General features: G+C 49.6%; 15 protein-coding genes. All 15 read left to right on the top strand.

What is annotated here, in order from left to right:
- The first annotated feature begins 578 nt into the window (after positions 1 to 578).
- The 15 genes from M0P74_07435 (at position 579) to M0P74_07365 (ending at position 18444) form a co-directional block, all read left to right on the top strand.
- A complete protein-coding gene (locus M0P74_07435; GenBank protein MCK9363414.1) occupies positions 579 to 2372 on the top strand; it encodes a sigma 54-interacting transcriptional regulator in 1794 nt (597 codons plus the stop codon).
- 288 nt (positions 2373 to 2660) lie between these two features.
- A complete protein-coding gene (locus M0P74_07430) occupies positions 2661 to 3032 on the top strand; it encodes a thioredoxin family protein (GenBank protein ID MCK9363413.1) in 372 nt (123 codons plus the stop codon).
- Positions 3033 to 3051: 19 nt separating this feature from the next.
- Entirely contained in the window at positions 3052 to 4857 is a 1806-nt protein-coding gene (locus M0P74_07425; GenBank protein ID MCK9363412.1) for an acyl-CoA dehydrogenase, read from the top strand.
- Between the two features lie 68 nt (positions 4858 to 4925).
- Positions 4926 to 5714, top strand: coding sequence for an enoyl-CoA hydratase-related protein (locus M0P74_07420; GenBank protein MCK9363411.1), 789 nt, complete (start codon positions 4926 to 4928; stop codon positions 5712 to 5714).
- Positions 5715 to 5739: 25 nt separating this feature from the next.
- Positions 5740 to 6585: a 3-hydroxyacyl-CoA dehydrogenase family protein gene (locus M0P74_07415; GenBank protein MCK9363410.1), complete on the top strand. Its 846-nt coding sequence runs from the start codon at positions 5740 to 5742 to the stop codon at positions 6583 to 6585.
- Between the two features lie 41 nt (positions 6586 to 6626).
- A complete protein-coding gene (locus M0P74_07410; protein ID MCK9363409.1) occupies positions 6627 to 7406 on the top strand; it encodes an SDR family oxidoreductase in 780 nt (259 codons plus the stop codon).
- Between the two features lie 20 nt (positions 7407 to 7426).
- Positions 7427 to 8734 carry a thiolase family protein gene (locus M0P74_07405; protein ID MCK9363408.1) on the top strand — a complete coding sequence of 436 codons (1308 nt, stop codon included), beginning with the start codon at positions 7427 to 7429 and terminating at the stop codon, positions 8732 to 8734.
- Positions 8735 to 9211: 477 nt separating this feature from the next.
- Positions 9212 to 10396 carry a M24 family metallopeptidase gene (locus tag M0P74_07400; protein MCK9363407.1) on the top strand — a complete coding sequence of 395 codons (1185 nt, stop codon included), beginning with the start codon at positions 9212 to 9214 and terminating at the stop codon, positions 10394 to 10396.
- Between the two features lie 12 nt (positions 10397 to 10408).
- Positions 10409 to 11344, top strand: coding sequence for a D-2-hydroxyacid dehydrogenase (locus M0P74_07395; GenBank protein ID MCK9363406.1), 936 nt, complete (start codon positions 10409 to 10411; stop codon positions 11342 to 11344).
- Positions 11345 to 11481: 137 nt separating this feature from the next.
- The gene (locus M0P74_07390) at positions 11482 to 12507 is read left to right on the top strand and encodes a tripartite tricarboxylate transporter substrate-binding protein (protein MCK9363405.1); all 1026 of its coding nucleotides are present in this window, start codon (positions 11482 to 11484) and stop codon (positions 12505 to 12507) included.
- Between the two features lie 67 nt (positions 12508 to 12574).
- Positions 12575 to 14614 (top strand): tripartite tricarboxylate transporter permease, encoded by a 2040-nt coding sequence (locus tag M0P74_07385; protein ID MCK9363404.1) that lies wholly within the window; start codon positions 12575 to 12577, stop codon positions 14612 to 14614.
- Positions 14615 to 14636: 22 nt separating this feature from the next.
- The gene (locus M0P74_07380) at positions 14637 to 16154 is read left to right on the top strand and encodes a tripartite tricarboxylate transporter permease (protein ID MCK9363403.1); all 1518 of its coding nucleotides are present in this window, start codon (positions 14637 to 14639) and stop codon (positions 16152 to 16154) included.
- Positions 16138 to 16626, top strand: coding sequence for a tripartite tricarboxylate transporter TctB family protein (locus tag M0P74_07375; GenBank protein ID MCK9363402.1), 489 nt, complete (start codon positions 16138 to 16140; stop codon positions 16624 to 16626). The genes M0P74_07380 and M0P74_07375 overlap by 17 nt, the downstream gene beginning before the upstream one ends.
- A 19-nt stretch (positions 16627 to 16645) precedes the next feature.
- Positions 16646 to 17332 carry a class II aldolase/adducin family protein gene (locus tag M0P74_07370; GenBank protein ID MCK9363401.1) on the top strand — a complete coding sequence of 229 codons (687 nt, stop codon included), beginning with the start codon at positions 16646 to 16648 and terminating at the stop codon, positions 17330 to 17332.
- 98 nt (positions 17333 to 17430) lie between these two features.
- Positions 17431 to 18444 (top strand): tripartite tricarboxylate transporter substrate-binding protein, encoded by a 1014-nt coding sequence (locus M0P74_07365; GenBank protein MCK9363400.1) that lies wholly within the window; start codon positions 17431 to 17433, stop codon positions 18442 to 18444.
- Positions 18445 to 18656 lie beyond the last annotated feature (212 nt).

Below are 18656 nucleotides of genomic sequence, written 5' to 3'. Positions count from 1 at the left end.
CCTTCCTTTTCTAAAAACAATTCCATTATATTTAAAGCAATAGGCATGCCCATGGGAGAAAATAATTTTTTTGCATTTAATTTCATATAATTATGAAATAATAAGCATTGAATAAACTTAAAACTAAGTCGTAAATATATGATATGCTATCATCATGATACATAATACGCTATCACTTTGATAATTTTAATGTGGTCGTACGCTAACCGCCGCATCTGGGCATAATATTATTCCCGTCCGCCGCAATTGTACAGAAAAAAGAGGTAATTGCAAAACTCCCCATTCTTGTCATGCCCGCAACGATTCTGAGCGGGAATCTGGTTCTAACTGCTTGAAAAACCATATTATGAACATTAAGCTTCGCTTTCCCGATAGAGACATTCGGGAATGACAAATGGTTTTGCAATTGCCTCGAAAGTAAATTTACTTTTTGCTTGCATTTGAAGCGGGGGATATACTACTCATAAACAAAGTAAGGTCTTCACGAATTAACTGCCGTGATATTTATATTTTCTTAATTCACAAAAACCGTTTTTTTGTAGTGCTGAGCAGATGCTCCCTGCAGAGGCAGAACCCTTATGGCATACGACTATAATTTAAAAAAAATGACCACACCTTCGAATAGCTCTGTTCCGGAAGCGGAAAAATTTGAGGCGGCAATGCCAGACGTCGAGGGAAGGCAGCAGGCGGTCCTTCAGAATATTGAAGAGGGTTACATAGAGGTTGATCTTAAGGGCAGACTGGTATTCTGGAATGATTCGTTTCGCGACATTATCGGATATCCGGAGGAGGAGCTTCTTGGCCTTGATTTTCGCAAGTACATGGAAGAAGGTATGGCGACAGTCGTTTATGACGCATACAATAAAACCTTCCGGACGGGAATGCCCAACAAGTCATTCACATACGAAATAAATAGAAAAGACGGGATCAGCCGAAATATCGAAAACTCAATCTCTCTGATAAAGGATTCGCAAGGCCGGCCGGTTGGGTTCAGAAGTGTTGTGAGGGATATTACAGAGCGGAAGCGGACCGAAGAAGATTTGGAAAAACACCGCAATCTCATGCAGGCAATTTTTGGAAGCGTAAAAGATGCGATAATTACCGTAGATAAGGACGGGGTGGCGATTGAGGCAAATGATGCCACCAATAATATTTGCGGGATAGAGCGTAAGACGATTATTGGGGAGCGATTCAGCGAATGCCTGACAGACTGCAATAAATCCTGCCTGGAATTATTTAATCAGCCGTTCAGGAAGGATGCCAATGTCAAAGAATACAGAATTGAATGTGAACATGCAAAAAAACCGCTCCAGATAGTCGTCGCAACAAGTTTGCCGCTGCTGGGAAGGAAAGGTGAATTCAATGGGACGGTTCTTGTCATAAGGGATATAACCCACCTCAGCAACCTGGAGCGTGAGCTCAGAGAGAGACACCAATTTCAGAATATTATTGGCAAGAGCAAAAAGATGCAAAACATCTATGAACTGCTGGAAGATCTGGCTAATTTAGAAACCAATGTCCTGATTACGGGAGAGAGCGGAACGGGGAAATCATTGGCGGCCAAGGCCATCCATTACAGCGGCAATAGGGTTCTCAAGCCCGTGGTAACGGTGAATTGCTCCGCGTTGCCGGAAACATTACTGGAAAGTGAGCTGTTTGGCCATGTCAAAGGGGCCTTTACAGGCGCCATAAAAGACTCCCAGGGTCGCTTCCTGTCTGCGCAGGGCGGGACGATCATTTTAGACGAAATAGGCGACGTTTCACCCAGAATACAGTTGAAGCTTTTGAGAATCCTTGAAGAAAAGGAATTTGAAAGGGTTGGAGAATCTATCCCCATCAAGGTTGACGTGCGAGTTATTGCCTGTACAAACGCAAACCTGAAAGAAAAAATCAGGTTGGGGGAATTCCGGGAGGACCTTTATTATCGTCTGAAAGTAGTCGAGGTGCCGATGCCGCCGCTCCGGGAAAGGCTCGACGACATTCCTCTGCTGGTTGGCAGTTTCTGTAATTTGTTCAACAAGAGATTCCACAAGAATGTAGAAGGGGTTTCGGACCGGGTGTTTAAGGCATTTATGAGCTATCCCTGGCCCGGAAACGTTCGAGAGCTGGAGCATAGTTTGGAAAGCGCTTTTGTCATTTGCCGGGGACCGCTGATAGTTATTGAGAACATCCCACCCGAAATAACAGCATATTTGACAGGCAAGATGTCGATACTCAAAAAAGAGTCCAAAGAGGGACCGGGAGCGATTATCGAGGCGCTGCACAAGACCGACTGGAACAAAGCAAAAGCTGCCCGTCTTTTAAGAATGGATCGAAGCACCCTGTACAGAAAAATCAAAATGCATCATATCTCAAAACCCGAGAATGTGTAGTATGCGACAAAGATGTAGTGATACACAATTGTTGCATGCGACATTATCCATCCCAATTGTGGTAATCCGCCGTTATTTTCTTTGTTTAATATCGTTCAATCATTAGATAAAAAAACTTACCGCTCCATATCTTTCTTTTGGTATTCCGATTGCATACGCCAGGCATGAAACGCTGTAAATTTACAAAATGAGCTGGAACCGGAAGGGAAAATGTCCATGAAAAGATAGCCTGTCAAAGCTGTGAGTGAATGCTCATGCCTCTGCAAGCCAGGAACGGCGAGAGATTAGATGATCCTTGTAGAAAAAACCAATGAAAATGAATTTTCAGACAGCGAAAAGACAATCGCTTCCCTTGGGTTGGATGAATTCGAGGAGAAGGTTCTTAAAGACAGCAACCCGGTATTGGTTTTATTTATGCGCCATGACCCAGAATTCAAAGAACAAATAGGCTCCATTAAAGATATTTGCACAAACTATGCAGGAAGATTGAAGGTATATTTGTTAGGGGATGAGGCTTTAAGAACATTCAGGGAAAGTTTTGCTGTCAAGGGGACTCCGACTTTCCTGCTATTTATGAATGGAATTGAAAAAGGCCGTCTCCTGGGGCAGGTGGACTCAACGGATTTGAACGATTTTTTGTCCCGAATGTTGCAACTTTAAAGAGGATGAGGGAAAGGCAATGGCAGAAAAGTTTATCAGTTTGAGAAATCTTCAATTTTTATTGCACGAAATGTTCGATGCGACCGCGCTTACAAAATATCCCTATTTTGAGGATCACAGCAAAGAAACATTCGATATGGTTATAGATACAGCGATGAGAATGGGAAAAGACTTGCTTTATCCATACTTGAACGAAATGGACAAGAAACCTCCTGAGTTCAGAGAGGGAAAGGTGTTTGTGCATCCTTTGGCCGCGCAGGTTATGAAGGCCTGCGGCGAGGGGGGGTGGATCGGCGCGCAGGATTCGTATGAACACGGAGGGCAGCAGATTCCCAATATAATAATGACATCCTTCTGGGGGATCTTTTGCGCGGCTAATTACTCGGCTTCCGTTTATCCTTTTCTGACAGCCGATGCCGCCCATCTTATCACCTCCTTCGGCTCTCCCGAACTGCTTAAAACTTATGTACCTAAGATGTTTGCGGGCGAGTGGCAGGGAACGATGGCCCTGACAGAGCCTCAGGCCGGCTCTTCGCTTACCGACCTCACTACTACGGCCTATCCTACCTCTGAAGGCTATTACAAAATCAAAGGGCAGAAAATATTTATCTCCTGTTCCGAATATGAATCAACGGAGAACATTGTAAATTTACTGCTGGCCAGAATTGAGGGAGCGCCTCCCGGTGTAAAAGGGATATCCCTTTTTGTTGTCCCTAAAAAGAGACCAGATGGGAACGGCGGGATAATTACCAACGATCTGGAATGCATAGGGATATACCATAAGCTCGGTTACCGCGGCGCCCCGATAACCCAACTTTCTTTGGGCGACAACGACGACTGCCGGGGCTGGCTGGTCGGTAAACCCAACAATGGATTGAGTTATATGTTCCAGATGATGAACGAAGAGAGAATCTATGCGGGGATGGGGGCGGCGGCGATCGCCTCCGCAGCCTATTACGCGTCTTGGGAATACGCAAAACAGAGACCTCAGGGCCGCCCAGTAATGGCCAAAGAGCCGCTGACGCCTCAGGTTCCGATCATAGAGCATGCCGATGTAAAAAGGATGCTTCTCTTTCAGCGCGCGGTCGTCGAAGGTTCGCTTTCCCTGACTCTCCAATGTGCACGCTATGTTGATTTGTCGTCCGTTACAACGGGGGAGGAGCGGGAAAGATATTCGCTCCTGCTTGATCTTCTCACGCCGATCGCCAAGAGCTATCCGGCAGAGATGGGCATTCTCTCGGTCAGCCAGGGTCTCCAGTGCCTCGGCGGATATGGCTACTGCGACGAGTTTCCCTTGGAGCAGTACTACCGCGATGTCCGGATCCACCCGATCCACGAAGGAACAACCGGCATCCAGGGGATAGACCTTTTGGGACGCAAGGTGGTCATGAAAGACGGCAAGGCGTTCCTTTTGTTTCTGGGAGAACTCGAAAAGACCATCGCGGCAGGAAAGGCCATTCCGGAGTGCGAGAGTTGCGCCGCAGCCTTAGCCGAGGCGATGGAAACTCTAAGGGAAATCACGACAGCGTTGTTAGAGATAAGGTCAAAAGGCGAAATGGAGCTGTTCCTGGCGGACGCCACCCTTTACCTTGAACTATTTGGAATAATTGCAATATCTTGGCAGTGGCTGTTGCAGGCGGTAACGGCAGCCGGCGCCCTCCCTGCAGCGCCTGCCGAAGCTGACATCAATTTCTACAACAGCAAGCTCCATACCTGTCGCTATTTTTTTGCCTATGAATTGCCAAAAATCAAAGGCCTTGCTGCCTGTCTTCAGAATAGCGGCGATGGACTGACGGTGAAAATGAAGCAGGAGTGGTTTGAATGAAGCTGCTGTTTATTGAAGGTTGTCGGGGAAGGAAAAAAACGTATCGATAAGTTAACAGGGGCAAGGCAATGACCGAAAAAGACAAGGCAGTAAAATGCGACATCCAGCAAGGGATTGCTTATGTGGTTATTGATCGTCCCGCTGCTCTGAATGCCTTAAATAATCAGGTAATTAGAGAGATCGGGGAGATTTTTTCCGAACTGGAAATAAACCCTGCTGTTAGAGCGGTTATTCTGACCGGCGCAGGAACGCGGGCATTTGTCGCCGGCGCCGATATCAGCGAAATGAAACAATTTTCCGTCCTGGAAGCCCGGGAATTTGCCCTGCGGGTCAACCATGCTCAGGCAAAAATCGAATCTATTGCCAAACCGGTGATCGCTGCCGTTAACGGGTTTGCCCTGGGAGGCGGCTGCGAACTGAGCCTGTGCTGCGATATAAGAATCGCCTCCAGCGCCGCTAAGTTCGGCCAGCCGGAAATCAACTTGGGGATCATTCCGGGAGGAGGCGGAACCCAGAGATTTGCCAGGCTGATCGGGATAGGCATGGCGAAGGAACTGGTTTTTACGGGGGATTTAATTGATGCGCAGCGCGCTTATGAGCTTGGGCTTGTAAGTAAGGTAGTTCCCCCGGAAACACTGATGGAGGAGGCTCAGAAAATAGCCGCCAAGATTGCCCGGAAATCACTCCCCGTTTTAAGATTGGCCAAAGAGGCGTTTAACTATGGCTACAGTATGGATCTTGAAAAGGCCTTGAAATTTGAAATAGAGTGTTTTGCCAATTGTTTCGATGCGGAAGACCATAATGAAGGCATGTCGGCTTTTCTCGAAAAGCGAAAGCCTGTTTTTCGGGATCTCTGATGCAAAAGAAAGGGGGCAAGCAATAATGGAATTAAAGAAAATTGGCATTGTCGGAGCGGGAGCGATGGGCAGCGGCATAGCCCAGGTTTGTGCCGTCGCCGGCTACCACGTCATCATCCGTGATGTCTCAACGGAAGCCCTGGATAAGTCCAAAGCTTCCATTGAAAAAAGTTTGGGGAAGTTGGTTGGCAAAGAAAAGATTACCGAAACGGAGAAAAATACGGTTCTTTCTCGAATCCACTGGACAATAGACTTGGCGGAAGCGTGCAAAGAAGTTGATTTAATAATCGAAGCCGTTTTCGAAAACCTGGGACTCAAGCAGGAGATGTTTAAACAATTTGAAAAATTATCCGCGCCGGAGACCATTTTAGCCACCAATACCTCAGCGCTGCCCATCACAGAAATCGCAAGTGTCACCAACCGGGGGGGGAAAGTCATAGGCATCCATTTTATGAACCCGGTCCCGCTTATGAAAGGGGTAGAGGTTATTCCCGGCCAGTTGACCTCTGATGACACCTTGAAGACAGCTCTGGAATTTGTCAAGACAATCGGCAAAGAGGCTGTACTCGCTGTTGATTATGCGGGATTTATTGTGAGCAGGCTGCTTGACGTGCTTATGAACGAGGCCGTCAAGTTGGTGGAGGAAGGCAATAAGCCGGAGGAAATTGACAAGGCCATGGTTATTTGCGCCGGCCATCCCATGGGACCGTGCCGTTTGCTCGACTTGGTCGGCGCGGAGATTGCCATGCATGGGATGGAGACCATGGAAGGAAATTTTGGAGAGAGGTATAAACCTCATCCCTTGTTGAGAAAAAGGGTGATGGCCGGGTTGTTGGGCCAAAAGACGGGACAAGGTTTCTACAAATATTGAATATTTAACGTTTTTCACAAGGGCAGGGCGGGCTTAATCTCATGAGACATATAAGGGAATTATTTGATTTGTCTGGTCAAGTGGCCATTGTGACGGGGGGCGCTACCGGAATAGGGCGGCAAATAGCGTATGCCCTGGCGGAAGCGGGGGCCCATCTGGTGATAGCCTCAAGGAAATTAGAGCAATTGACCGATGCAGCTAAAGCCATGGAAAAAGAGACAGGCGCCAAGGTGGTTCCCCTGCGCTGCGACATCTCCATCCCCTCAGAGATAGATAACCTTTATGCTCAGGTTATGAATGAATTCGGCAGGGTTGATATTGTGGTCAATAATTCCGGCGTAACATGGGGCGCGTCCGCCTTGGAATATCCGCTGGAAGGCTGGCAGAAGGTGCTCAATACAAACGTGACCGGCGTCTGGCTGATGTGCCAGGGGGCAGGCCGGATTATGGCTAAGCAGAAGTATGGAAGAATTATCAATATTGCTTCACTGGCGGCTTTTGTCGGCACCTCTGCGGAATTTATGGATGCGGTAGCCTATCAAACGAGCAAGGCCGCTATTGCCGGTCTAACGAAGGACTTGGCTGTTAAATGGGGCCAATACAGGATTACAGTCAATGCTATAGCGCCTGGCTGGTTTTCGTCAAAGATGTCCCAATATACTTTAGATAATCACAGTCAGGAGATGTTGAAGTTCATTCCGGTCGGGCGCTTCGGGGGAGAGGATGAGTTAAAGGCCGCTGCCCTTTTTCTGGCGTCGCCCGGTGCGGGCTATTGTACAGGCGTAATATTGAGCGTCGATGGCGGCTGGGTGGCCATGTAATTTTTAAAGGAGCTGGATATATGGATTTCCAAAAAAGCAAAAATGATATCGTGTGTGTAAGCGCAGTAAGAACCCCTTTTGGACGTTTTGGCGGTTCCCTGAAGGATATTGATATTTTTGATTTAGGCGCCGTTGCAATGAAGAGCGCCCTGGATAAAATCACAATGGCGCCCGAATTGATTGATGAGGTATGGTGGGGCAATGGGGATACCACCAATACAAAAGATCCTTATACGCCGGTTGTGGCCAGGCAAACCATGATGAAAGCTGGGATCCCGCCGGAAAGACCGTCGGTCAGCTTCGATCAAGCCTGCATTTCTGCAATGAATGCGGTAAATTACGCGTCAAGGAGCATTAAATTAGGGGAAGCAAAAATTTGTATGACCGGCGGTTCAACCAGCTTCAGCACGGTTCCGTTTCTACTGCGCGGCATCCGCTGGGAGGGGAGGCGCCACTCCTCATTTCTTGTGGAAGATCCCATTATCCCCTTGGGATATAAAGACTATGCCCCCGTTGCCCTGGATTCAGGCAATGTTGCGGTTGAATATGGAATATTGAGGGAAGAGCAGGATGAGTTCGCTTTCCAGAGCCATAGGCATTATGGAATGGCGTGGAATCGTGGCTTTTTTAAGAAGGAAATGGAACCTTTCCAGATAATGACAAAAGGGAAAAAGGATTCCCCTGCCTCGGCAAGGATGCTGGAAATTGATGAGCAGTATCGCCCGGATATTTCTTTAGAGGCCCTCGCCCGGTTAGCGCCGGTCTTCGGCAATCCTACCTGCACCGCCGGCAACTCCCCGGGGATGAACGATGGAGCGGCGGCGCAGATTATAACCAGCAGGGAACAAGCTGATAAATTGGGGCTCAAGATTATTTACACCATCGTGGCTATGTCAACGGTTGCCCTTCAGCCGCGCATTATGCCGGTGGCGCCAGGTTTTGCGCTGAAAAAATGTCTTAATGAAACAAATTTGAGCATTGACGACATGAAGTTTGTTGAGATCAATGAGGCCTTTGCCTGCATCCCCCTCGTATCCTCCAAGCTGCTGTCGAACGAGAGATTTTTGAAAGCCGCATATGGCGATATGGTCAAAGAGGCTTCTTTGCAACCCATCATGGACTACGATGAACGGCAATATCAGGATTTAAAGCAGCGGCTGAATGTTAATGGCGGCGCTGTTGCCACCGGCCATGCTAATACGGCAAGCGGCGCACGGATCATGATGACTGCCGCCTATAACCTTATGGAAAATGCTGGAGGCTATGCGGCCGCTGCAATCTGCGGCGGCCTGACCCAGGGAGCGGGGGCCATTATTTGGGTGGAATAATTATTTAAAGGGATTTAGCCGTCAGCTTTTATTCTATCCCAACACCGGGGCGTATGTGGCATGCGACATATATGTAGTGCCACATAACTGTGGCGTACTACGCTATTTTTGCGCTCCGAAGGATATTCCGGCGTTTTTCGTTTGTTAACATTATTAAACCATTAAACAAATGACTTTCAGCTTTATACCTTCGGGTTGGCACTCTAGTTGCGTACACTATAAAATTACAAATAAATGAGGTAATTGCAAAACTCCGTGTCATGCCCGAATGCTTTTGTCGGGCATCCATGATTTCAAATAGTTAAAAACTGGATTATGAACATTAAACTTCGTTTTCCCGCTCAGAATCGTTGCGGGAATGACAGTAATGGGGAGTTTTGCAATTACCTCGATAGATATTAAAAAATGGAATAGAAATATTATGAGCTTCCGATCATAGGTTGCCAGATCAAGAATACTGAATAAGGAGGCGTAAGTATGGAGGAAATGCGGGATAGGCTGGTCGCATCCGTCTCGACGGTTGAACTTGAAAGAAGATGGAAGGCGGCCCGCGAGATGATGCGCGACCGCAAGATCGACGTTCTATTGATGAGGCAGGATGAAGAATACTTTGGGGGTTATGTGAGGTGGTTCAGCGCCATTGTTCCTCGCCACAGTTATCCTTTTACCGTGATTTTTCCCTTAGACGAAGAGATGACAACTATTGCCAGCGCCCCGCCGAACGAGGGCAAGCCCCCCGAGTGGGCGGTGCGCGGGGTAAAAGAACGATTGGGCGCCCCATATTACCCTTCCCTTCATTATACAAATACCTATGATGCCGAGTTGGCAGTCGGCGTGCTCCGGAAAAAGAAAGCAAAGACTATTGGGGTTGTGGGAATGTCATCCATGCATGTTCCCTTCTATGACTATTTGACAAAAAATCTTTCTGGGGTGACATTTGTTGATGCAACTGATCCAATTGACTGCCTGAAGGCGATCAAAAGTCCTGAAGAGATCAAACTGATAAAAGGCACTGCCGCGCTTCAGGATGCGGCTCTGGAGTATATAAAACCAAGGATTAAACCCGGGATGAAAGACCTTGATATCAATGCCGAGGCGGACTATATATCAACGAAACTTGGCGCTACGCGGCTTCAGGTTCTGATCAGCTCGTATCAACCCGGGGAACCGCCTGTGGGATTTATGGGGCGTCATTTCATGAACCGGACAGTGAGGGAAGGCGACCAGCTGGTCGTGCTGCTTGAAGGCAACGGACCCGGCGGTTATTACACGGAAATTGCCCGAGTCTTTTCACTGGGAGAGCCCAACCAGGAGGCAAAGGATGCCTTTGCCTGTGCTGTTAAGGCCAGGGAACTGACGCTTGGCATGCTGAAACCGGGGGCAAATCCGAAGGATATCTGGGACGCAAATAACGAGTTCCTCCAGAAGAACGGTTCCGGTCCCGAGGGAAGGCTTTATGCACATGGGGAAGGTTATGAATTGGTGGAGAGGCCGGCCATCCGCTACGACGAACCCATGAAGGTTGCGGCTGGCATGAACCTGGCCGTACACCCTATCTGGAAAAACAGCAGAGTCTGGATCATGCTCTGTGACAACTATCTTGTAACGGAAAAAGGCGTTACCCGCCTCCATAAAACACCTCAGGAAATCATCATCTTATAAGGAAAGGCGCCTATGTACACGCTCTTAGCCATGCCGGACGCGAATTCTTACAAGAATGATCTGGAAGCGAGATTCCCCGATATCTCCTTTTACACCGCCCTTTCCGAACCGGCGATCGGCGACCATGTAGAAAAGATGGACATCCTGATTACTGTTTATCGGGTTGCCGATGAACTGCTCAAAGAGGCCGCCCGCCTGAAGTGGATTCAAGTAACGACTTCGGGTGTCAACTACCTGCTCAGCCGTCCTTCGCTGAAGAGGCATGTAATTATAACAACCTGTCGCGGCGTTCACGGTCCCCAGATGTCGGAAATGACTTTCCTGCTCATGCTCGCGCTGAACCGGAATTTTCCTCAAGTAGTGCATAATCAGGATCAGCGGCTCTGGGAGAGATGGCCGGGCAGGCTTCTCTATGGTAAGAAAGCCGGAATCCTTGGCGTCGGGGTCATTGGAGAGGAAATTGCGCGGAAGTGCAAGGCCTTCGGGATGACCGTATTCGGTATAAACACGACTAAAAGAGAAGTAGCATCGGTGGATTTCTTTTACAGCCCCGAGGAACTGCTGCGGGTGGCCGGTGAGGTAGATTATCTTATCGTTGCGGCGCGTTCCACCCCGGAAAACGAAAAGATCATCAACGCCGAAGTGCTTGCAGCCATGAAACCGACCGCGTACCTGATTAATATTGCCAGGGGAGAGATGGTGGATGAGGAGGCATTGATTCAGGCCCTGGAAGGGGGTAAAATAGCCGGCGCAGCCTTGGATGCGCTATCCAGTGAGCCGTTGCCCAAGGACCACCCTTTGTGGAAAACAAAAAACCTGATTATCACCCCCCACGTAGGGGGAATGAGCGATAATTACAGGGAGCAGGTGATGCCGATTATCGAAGAAAATCTCCGGCGTTTTCTGCAAGGCGAGAGGCGAGACCTGATCAATTATGTGGAGCGATAGCGTCGGGGGAGTTTGAGCCATGAAAATGATTCCCCTGACCGTTTGGGGTGTGCCTGATTGGATGGCTATTCCAAAAGGCAGACGAAGAAGGGGGAAGGCCCCTTTACATAACAGCAAAATATAAGGAGGGTTGTGCAATGAAAAGATTTTTTTGTGCGCTGGCGGTTCTTTTGTCAATTACGCTGATCCCGCAGATGGGTTTCAGCGCGGCGCCCTTCTACGAGGGGAAGACGATAACCATCATGGTCGGCTACTCGGCTGGAGGCGGATTTGATAATGTGGCGAGGATTATCTCCCGGCATATGCCCAAGTATATACCTGGAAAACCTGCCATCATCGTTGAAAACGTCACAGGCGCCGGTGGACTGATCTGCGCCAACAGGCTCTATAAGGCAACGGAACCGGACGGTCTCACCATCGCCCATATCAGCGGCGGCATCCTTTTTGCTCAAGCCCTGAAGCAGCCGGGCATCGAATTTGATGCCCGGAAATTCGGATATCTTGGTTCTCACGCCGCGGAAAATGCGGTGCTCTGGGTGACCAAGGAAAGCGGCATAAAAACCCTCGATCAGTTAATGGCCTCAAAGACGCCCGTCAAACTGGGCGGTACGGGCAAAGGATCCTATGCCCCCGATTCGATAATTAATATCTGGAAAGCAGCTTCGCCGATCCCGGTTCAGTTGATAACCCCTTATAAAGGCGGATCGCAAGTCCGACTGGCCGCCGAGGGGAAAGAGCTGGCCGGAAGCGTTCTTTCCTGGGATGCCATGAAGTCGGCCTGGAAGAAACGTTTTGACTCCGGGGATGCTGTTGTGATTATGCAGGCAGTCTCAAAAGCGATGCCCGACCTGCCCAAGATTCCTACAGACATGCAGATTGCAAAGACCGATGAAGGGCGCCAGTTGATCGAAGTGGGCATACACCTGAACAATGTCTTTTCCCGGCCTTTTGTTCTCGGTCCCGGCGTACCCAAAGACAGGGTTGACATCCTCCGCACCGCCTTTGATAAGACAATGAAAGACAAGGAATTCATTGCTGAATGCGAAAAAGCAAGGCTTCCCGTCAGTGCCGTTACGGGACAGGAGATTGAGAAGGCAGTGATGGCCGCCTTCGATACGCCCCAGCCCATACTGACCAAATTGAGCGAGATCGTTTATAAATAATCTACGGCCATGATTTTGGCGTACGATAACGGAATAGTTGTTGTTCCTGGCGCATAAGAGGTTATTCATGGGTGAGTTATTCAGCGCGTTTTTTTCAGGCTTTTCCCAGATATTTGTTTGGTCCACCTTTACCCTTATGCTGGTTGGCATTGCAGTTGGTTTCACGGTGGGGATACTGCCCGGACTGGGAGGGCCTGCCTCTCTGGCGCTGATGCTCCCCTTCATCGTCAAGATGAGCGCAGTCGAGGCCTTTGCCATGCTCCTGGGCATGGCCTCGGTCCTCGGTACGACCGGCGACATTACCTCCATTCTTTTTGGCGTCCCAGGGGAGCCTACCGCGGCTGCAACGATTCTTGACGGACATCCCATGGCTAAAAAAGGGGAGGCAGGGCGCGCCCTGGGGGCGGTGTTGATGAGTTCCCTTGTGGGAGCAATCTTCGGCGCCTTTGTGCTGGCCCTTTTCATCCCCATAGTCCGGCCCCTGGTTCTCACGTTCGGTTCTGCGGAACTCTTCATGCTCGCCATCCTCGGGTTAACCTTTATTGCGTCTCTCAGTGGAGGCACGCCGCTCAAGGCCCTGCTCGGCGCCGGCATAGGGCTTTTTCTCGCTACCGTAGGAATGGATCCCCAATCCGGCATTCAGCGCTTCACCTTCGGCAAGGTATTTCTCTGGGACGGCGTCGGGTTGGTTCCCATTACCATGGGATTTTTCGCTATCCCCGAGATCATAGATCTAGGCATACAGCGGTCAAGCATTGCCACCGAAAAAGTAAAGAAACTGGGAGGGGTGTTAGAGGGGATCAAAGATACCTTTCGCCACTTCTGGCTGGTTATTCGCTGTAGCGCCGTCGGCACCTTTTGCGCCATCATTCCCGGCATGGGTCCTTCCGTTTCCCAGTGGCTGGCCTATGCCCAGGCTATGCATGGCGCAAAAGACAAAAGCCGTTTTGGCAAAGGCGCCGTGGAGGGAGTTCTGGGGCCGGGAGCGGCGAACAACTCATCCATGGGAGGGAGCCTGATCACAACGGTGGCCTTTGGGGTTCCGGCAAGCGTGCTGATGGCAATTCTCATCGGGGCTTTCCTGATCCAGGGACTGGTGCCCGGTCCCGATATGCTTATTCCCGAGGCCAGGGGAGGCCACCTTTCGCTTACCTTTTCCTTTGTCTGGATCATAGTTGTTTCGAATATCATCACCGTGGCAGTCTGCCTGATTTTTCTGAATCAGTTGGCAAAGGTCACCTATATACGGAGCGGCGTGCTGATTCCGCTTATCCTTTTGCTAGTTTATCTTGGCACTTTCGCCGAAAAGAATTCATTCCCGGATATATTGCTCATGCTCTTTTTCGGGGTGCTGGGGTGGATTATGGTAAGGATCGACTGGCCGCGGCCTCCTTTTATCCTGGGACTTGTTCTCGGCAATCTGGCGGAAACCAGACTTTTCCTCGCTGTGCAGAGTTACGGCTCATCCTGGCTGATGCGCCCTGCTGTATTGGTAATCATGGCGCTTACCGTGTTGGGCGTGCTTTATCCTTTGCTGCAGGCAAAATGGCAGAAAAAGCATGAATATCAGACTGCCTTAGTCGCACCGGATGCTCCTGAGCCCGGTAAGCGCTCAGGCATTCGCTTTGGCTGGGCGGCAGCCTTCAGCCTGTCAGTGGTCGTGATCTTTCTCTGGGCGCTCTGGCAAAGCAGGAAGTTCAGTTTTTCCGCTGGTTTTTTCCCCTGGCTAATCGGAACGGCCGTTCTTGTCTTTGCCACGCTCCAGTTTGTTTTAGAATTGCTGGGGCGTTCGGCGAGGATCGATTCGAATGAAAGGGACGTTACAGAGCCGGGGCTCCCTAAGGATGTTGTCAACAGGCGCACTGCAAGTGTTTTTGCCTGGACTTTCGGCTGGCTTGCAGGGATATGGCTTTTCGGGTTCACTTTTGGCGCCCCACTTTGCACCTTCATTCAGCTTAAACTTGGCGAGCGTGAGAAATGGCTTATCTCGGTCGTGCTTACCGCAACTGTCTGGGCTTTTGTCTATTTCATTTTTGTACGCTTCCTCCATGTGCCCTTTCCCAAAGGGGAGGTGTTCATATGGGTAAAACAGTTATCTGGATCGTAATATATACACTTAAGGAGTGAATATGTTTGATGCGCTTATTGAAGGATTGTTTATGGTATTGCAGTGGAAAGCCTTGATGTACCTGCTCATAGGCGCGGGGATAGGTTATTGGGTGGGGATTTTGCCCGGGATAGGAGGCGCAACTACCCTTGCCCTGATGATGCCTTTTATTTACAAAATGACTCCGGGTGAGGCCTTCCCCTTTCTTTTGGGAATGCATTCGGTTGTCCAAACTACAGGCGATATTACCTCCGTGCTCTTTGGTGTGCCCGGGGAAGCCACAACCGTAGCCATAATATTGGATGGCCACTCCATGGCAAAAAAGGGAGAAGCGGGCCGGGCTCTGGGTGCGGCCCTTACCAGCGCGCTTATCGGCGCCCTGGTTGGAGCGGCCTTTCTGGCTTTATGCATTCCGATTGTCCGCCCCCTGGTCCTCTCCTTCGGATCGCCGGAAATGTTCATGGTCATTATCCTCGGGCTGACCTGCATATCTACGTTGAGCAGCCATGGCAAGCATGCCTTGCTTATCGGACTCATGTGCGCAGCCCTCGGCTTTATGCTTTCCCTTGTGGGACAGGATCGCCAGGGGGGGATCCTCCGTTTCACCTTCGGGCTGCTCTATCTATGGAACGGAATCCCACTGATACCACTGGTAGTCGGCCTTTTTGCGATTCCTGAAATAATCGAGTTGGCGATTCAGGGTTCGGCTATTGCGGGAGAGCTTCCGGAAGGCAAGCTCGGCAAAGGCGTCATGCAGGGGGTAAAAGACACCTTTACTCATATTTTTCTTACCATACGCTGCAGCCTGATTGGCACCTTTATCGGGGTCATGCCGGGTCTCGGCGGCGCTGTAGCACAGTGGGTATCCTACGCTCATGCTACCCAGAGCGCCAAAAGTTCCGAAGAAAGGGACGGATTCGGCAAGGGAGACGTGAGGGGCATTATCGGTCCCGGGGCAGCGAATTCGAAGGAGGGCGCGGGTCTGATCCCGACTGTGGCCTTTGGCATTCCCTCAAGCACAGGGATGGCCGTGCTCCTCGGGGCCTTCCTCCTGCTCGGAGTTGTGCCCGGTCCGGAAATGCTCACCAAGTATCTTCCCCTTACCTTTTCCATGGTCTGGACTATCGTCATCGCAAATATTGCCGTAGTTGCGATAAGTCTGCTCTTTATTAACAAACTCGCAAAAATAACAACTATCAGGGGGAATCTGCTCATTCCTTTCCTGCTGCTCTTGACCTTTATCGGGGGATATACGGCAAGCAACTCGATCGGCGATCTGATAGTGACGCTGCTTTCCGGTGGTTTGGGCTACCTGATGGTGCGCTACGGTTTCCCCCGGCCGCCGCTCATATTAGGATTTATTCTCGGGCATCTGGCTGAAACCTATTTTTATATTTCCACCACGCGATATGAGCTGACCTGGTTGTACAGGCCCAAGGTAATAGTAATATTTCTCTTCGCCGTGGGAATTGCCCTTTACCCCTTCATCCAGAAATGGAGACTAAACCAAAAGGAGGCAGCCCATGCATCTCACCGGTAGATCAGTAATGAGCGGGTGTATCACGTTGGTCGGGGCCGGCGTTATCATCCAGGCGCTTCAGTGGCCTTTCGAAACGGCCCTTTTCCCTATTATTGTGGGGATTCCTCTCTTTCTGCTGGCTTTGACAGATTTTCTTTTTAATATCTTTGAAAAGGAAAAGAAGGATTCCGCGACAATAGATTTCAAATTCTCCGGGGGAGTCGACAAGGCTGTGGAGAAACAACGCACCTTGGCGATCTTTAAATGGATACTTGGGTTTTTCTTGCTGGTATTGCTTACGGGATTTCCCATTGCTGTGCCACTCTTCGTTTTATTTTATCTGAAAATGGAGGCTCGCGTGGGCTGGGTGCTTTCCCTTGTAAACACGGCAGTAACCTGGGTCATATTCTATGGGCTTTTTGTCTGGTTTCTGAATGTGCCCTTCATGGAAGGTTTCATACAAAAGGGTCTAAGAGTTCTGGGAGTGCTTTAAATATAGAGGGGAAGACGCTATGAATGAAGAATTGAGGTTCAAACTGGAGCAGGCCCATAGGATAGCATATATGGAAGGTCTTGCGGAGGATGCAAGCCGGGGTCATATCACGGCCAAAACAGCCGATGGCCGGATCTACATCAAGCCTTGGGGTGTCGGGTTTGAGGAGGTTAAGGCGGAGGATTTTCAGGGGGTGGATTTGGATGGGAACCTGCTGGAAGGCAAGGGGAGGATTCATTCCGAATTGATATTGCATCTCGAAATTTATCGAAAGAGGAAAGATGTTTTTTCTATTGTCCATGTTCATCCCTATAATTCGATACTCCTTTCGTCGGTTTTCAGGGGAAAGATTCGCATAATCAGCCAGCATGGAGCCCGCTTTACCGGAAAGCTCCCCTTGTACAGGTCCGCGGGGCTGATTCAATCAAAAGAGCAAGGGGCGGAGCTGGCTGAAACTCTGGCCGGCGCCCCGATTGTTTTGATGAAAAATCACGGAATTACTACTGTTGGAAATTCGGTGGAAGAGGCAGTCTTGATGGCCCTTCATTTCGAAGAGGCGGCAAAGGAACACCTGCAGGCAACGCTGTCCGGCAATCCGAGCGGAATGCCCGAGGCCGCGGCAAAGAAAATAAGCGCGAACAACTATGCCACGGCTCAACTCAGCATGTTGTGGACCTATTACTGGAAAAAATTTAGCAGGCGATAAGGGCAGGCGTCTGGGGCGGTGTTTATGAGTGAGATTCTTGCAGGATTTGAGGCGGAAAGTGGCAATATGATGTTTATTCTAAAAGGGAGGAAAAAATTATGAAGAAAAAGATGTTGTACTTACTGGCTGTATTTTTTATTTTTGGGGCGTTTTTTGTCTGCCGGGATTCCTTTGCAGCGGCCCCCTATTATCAGGGGAAAACAATCACCCTGATAGTTGGGTTCTCGCCTGGGGGTGGGTATGACCAACTTTCACGAATTCTGGCAAAATATATGCCCAAACATATTCCAGGGGAACCGGTAATCCTTGTTCAGAACATGACCGGCGCGGCCGGTATGGTTGCCGCCAACAACCTTTACAACATAGCCAAGCCGGACGGACTAACATTCGGAATTTTTAACCGGGGGATGCCTTTTGCGCAGCTTTTAAAGGCCCCGGGGGTCCAGTTTGATCTGCGGAAGTATGCATGGCTGGGGTCAGCCGCGGAAGAAAGCGCCACACTCGCCCTGCGGGCCGACCTTCCCTTTAAGACGCTCGATGATGTTTTAAAATCGAAGGAACCGATCATGATTGGCAGCGCGGGAGGACCGGCCGACAGCAATACCCAGTTTGTCGTTCTCCTTAAGGAATATCTTAAAATGAATGTCAAGACGATAAATTACCCGGCAAGTTCCGAAGTCATGCTGGCTATTGAGCGGAAAGAGGTTGACGGAAGGGGGGCTTCCTCGACCTCCATTAAACGCTATGTTGACCGAGGGCTGGTGCGTCTCTGGATTCGAGGTAAATACGCAGGGGAAGGCACGGAAAATCTGCCGGTTGATGAAGATCTGGTAACGGATAAGATTGGCAAGACCATTATGGCCATGCGCTCGGCCACCGATGGCGTTGGCCGTCCCTATGTGGCGCCTCCGGGAACCCCGGCCAATGTAATGAAAATATTGCGGGAAGGCATGGCCAAGGCCCTCAAGGACCCTGAGCTTCTGGCAGCCGTGAAGAAGGCCCAGATGGAAGTTAAGTACGTACCACCTGAGGAATGTTTGAAACGGATCGACTTTGTCCTCAATCAGCCGCCGGAAATAGTAAAAGAAGCAAGCAAGTATATCAGGTTCTAAAAACAGTTTTCGTAATATTATAGACGAAAAAACATACATCTCCCGGTCACATGTTTCGACATTTGCCCGGGAGATGTTATGGATATTTGCTAATTATTAACGAAACGTTACGATGAATATGAGGAAAAATTCTTTTCACCGCCGGGACATATGTTGCATGCAACATATGTGTTGCGAAGCATAACTGTAGTATGCCACATGCATGTTTTACA

Source organism: Syntrophales bacterium (genome assembly GCA_023229765.1).
Lineage (GTDB): Bacteria > Desulfobacterota > Syntrophia > Syntrophales > UBA5619 > DYTH01.
The sequence above is the reverse complement of the archived record's forward strand: the minus strand, read 5'-3'. Positions and strand labels throughout refer to the sequence as shown.

What these genes read in the sequence shown, in the direction of transcription:
- M0P74_07435 (MCK9363414.1), top strand. Translation starts at nt 579, where the DNA reads ATGGCATACGACTATAATTTAAAAAAAATGACCACACCTTCGAATAGC.
- M0P74_07430 (MCK9363413.1), top strand. Translation starts at nt 2,661, where the DNA reads ATGATCCTTGTAGAAAAAACCAATGAAAATGAATTTTCAGACAGCGAA.
- M0P74_07425 (MCK9363412.1), top strand. Translation starts at nt 3,052, where the DNA reads ATGGCAGAAAAGTTTATCAGTTTGAGAAATCTTCAATTTTTATTGCAC.
- M0P74_07420 (MCK9363411.1), top strand. Translation starts at nt 4,926, where the DNA reads ATGACCGAAAAAGACAAGGCAGTAAAATGCGACATCCAGCAAGGGATT.
- M0P74_07415 (MCK9363410.1), top strand. Translation starts at nt 5,740, where the DNA reads ATGGAATTAAAGAAAATTGGCATTGTCGGAGCGGGAGCGATGGGCAGC.
- M0P74_07410 (MCK9363409.1), top strand. Translation starts at nt 6,627, where the DNA reads ATGAGACATATAAGGGAATTATTTGATTTGTCTGGTCAAGTGGCCATT.
- M0P74_07405 (MCK9363408.1), top strand. Translation starts at nt 7,427, where the DNA reads ATGGATTTCCAAAAAAGCAAAAATGATATCGTGTGTGTAAGCGCAGTA.
- M0P74_07400 (MCK9363407.1), top strand. Translation starts at nt 9,212, where the DNA reads ATGGAGGAAATGCGGGATAGGCTGGTCGCATCCGTCTCGACGGTTGAA.
- M0P74_07395 (MCK9363406.1), top strand. Translation starts at nt 10,409, where the DNA reads ATGTACACGCTCTTAGCCATGCCGGACGCGAATTCTTACAAGAATGAT.
- M0P74_07390 (MCK9363405.1), top strand. Translation starts at nt 11,482, where the DNA reads ATGAAAAGATTTTTTTGTGCGCTGGCGGTTCTTTTGTCAATTACGCTG.
- M0P74_07385 (MCK9363404.1), top strand. Translation starts at nt 12,575, where the DNA reads ATGGGTGAGTTATTCAGCGCGTTTTTTTCAGGCTTTTCCCAGATATTT.
- M0P74_07380 (MCK9363403.1), top strand. Translation starts at nt 14,637, where the DNA reads ATGTTTGATGCGCTTATTGAAGGATTGTTTATGGTATTGCAGTGGAAA.
- M0P74_07375 (MCK9363402.1), top strand. Translation starts at nt 16,138, where the DNA reads ATGCATCTCACCGGTAGATCAGTAATGAGCGGGTGTATCACGTTGGTC.
- M0P74_07370 (MCK9363401.1), top strand. Translation starts at nt 16,646, where the DNA reads ATGAATGAAGAATTGAGGTTCAAACTGGAGCAGGCCCATAGGATAGCA.
- M0P74_07365 (MCK9363400.1), top strand. Translation starts at nt 17,431, where the DNA reads ATGAAGAAAAAGATGTTGTACTTACTGGCTGTATTTTTTATTTTTGGG.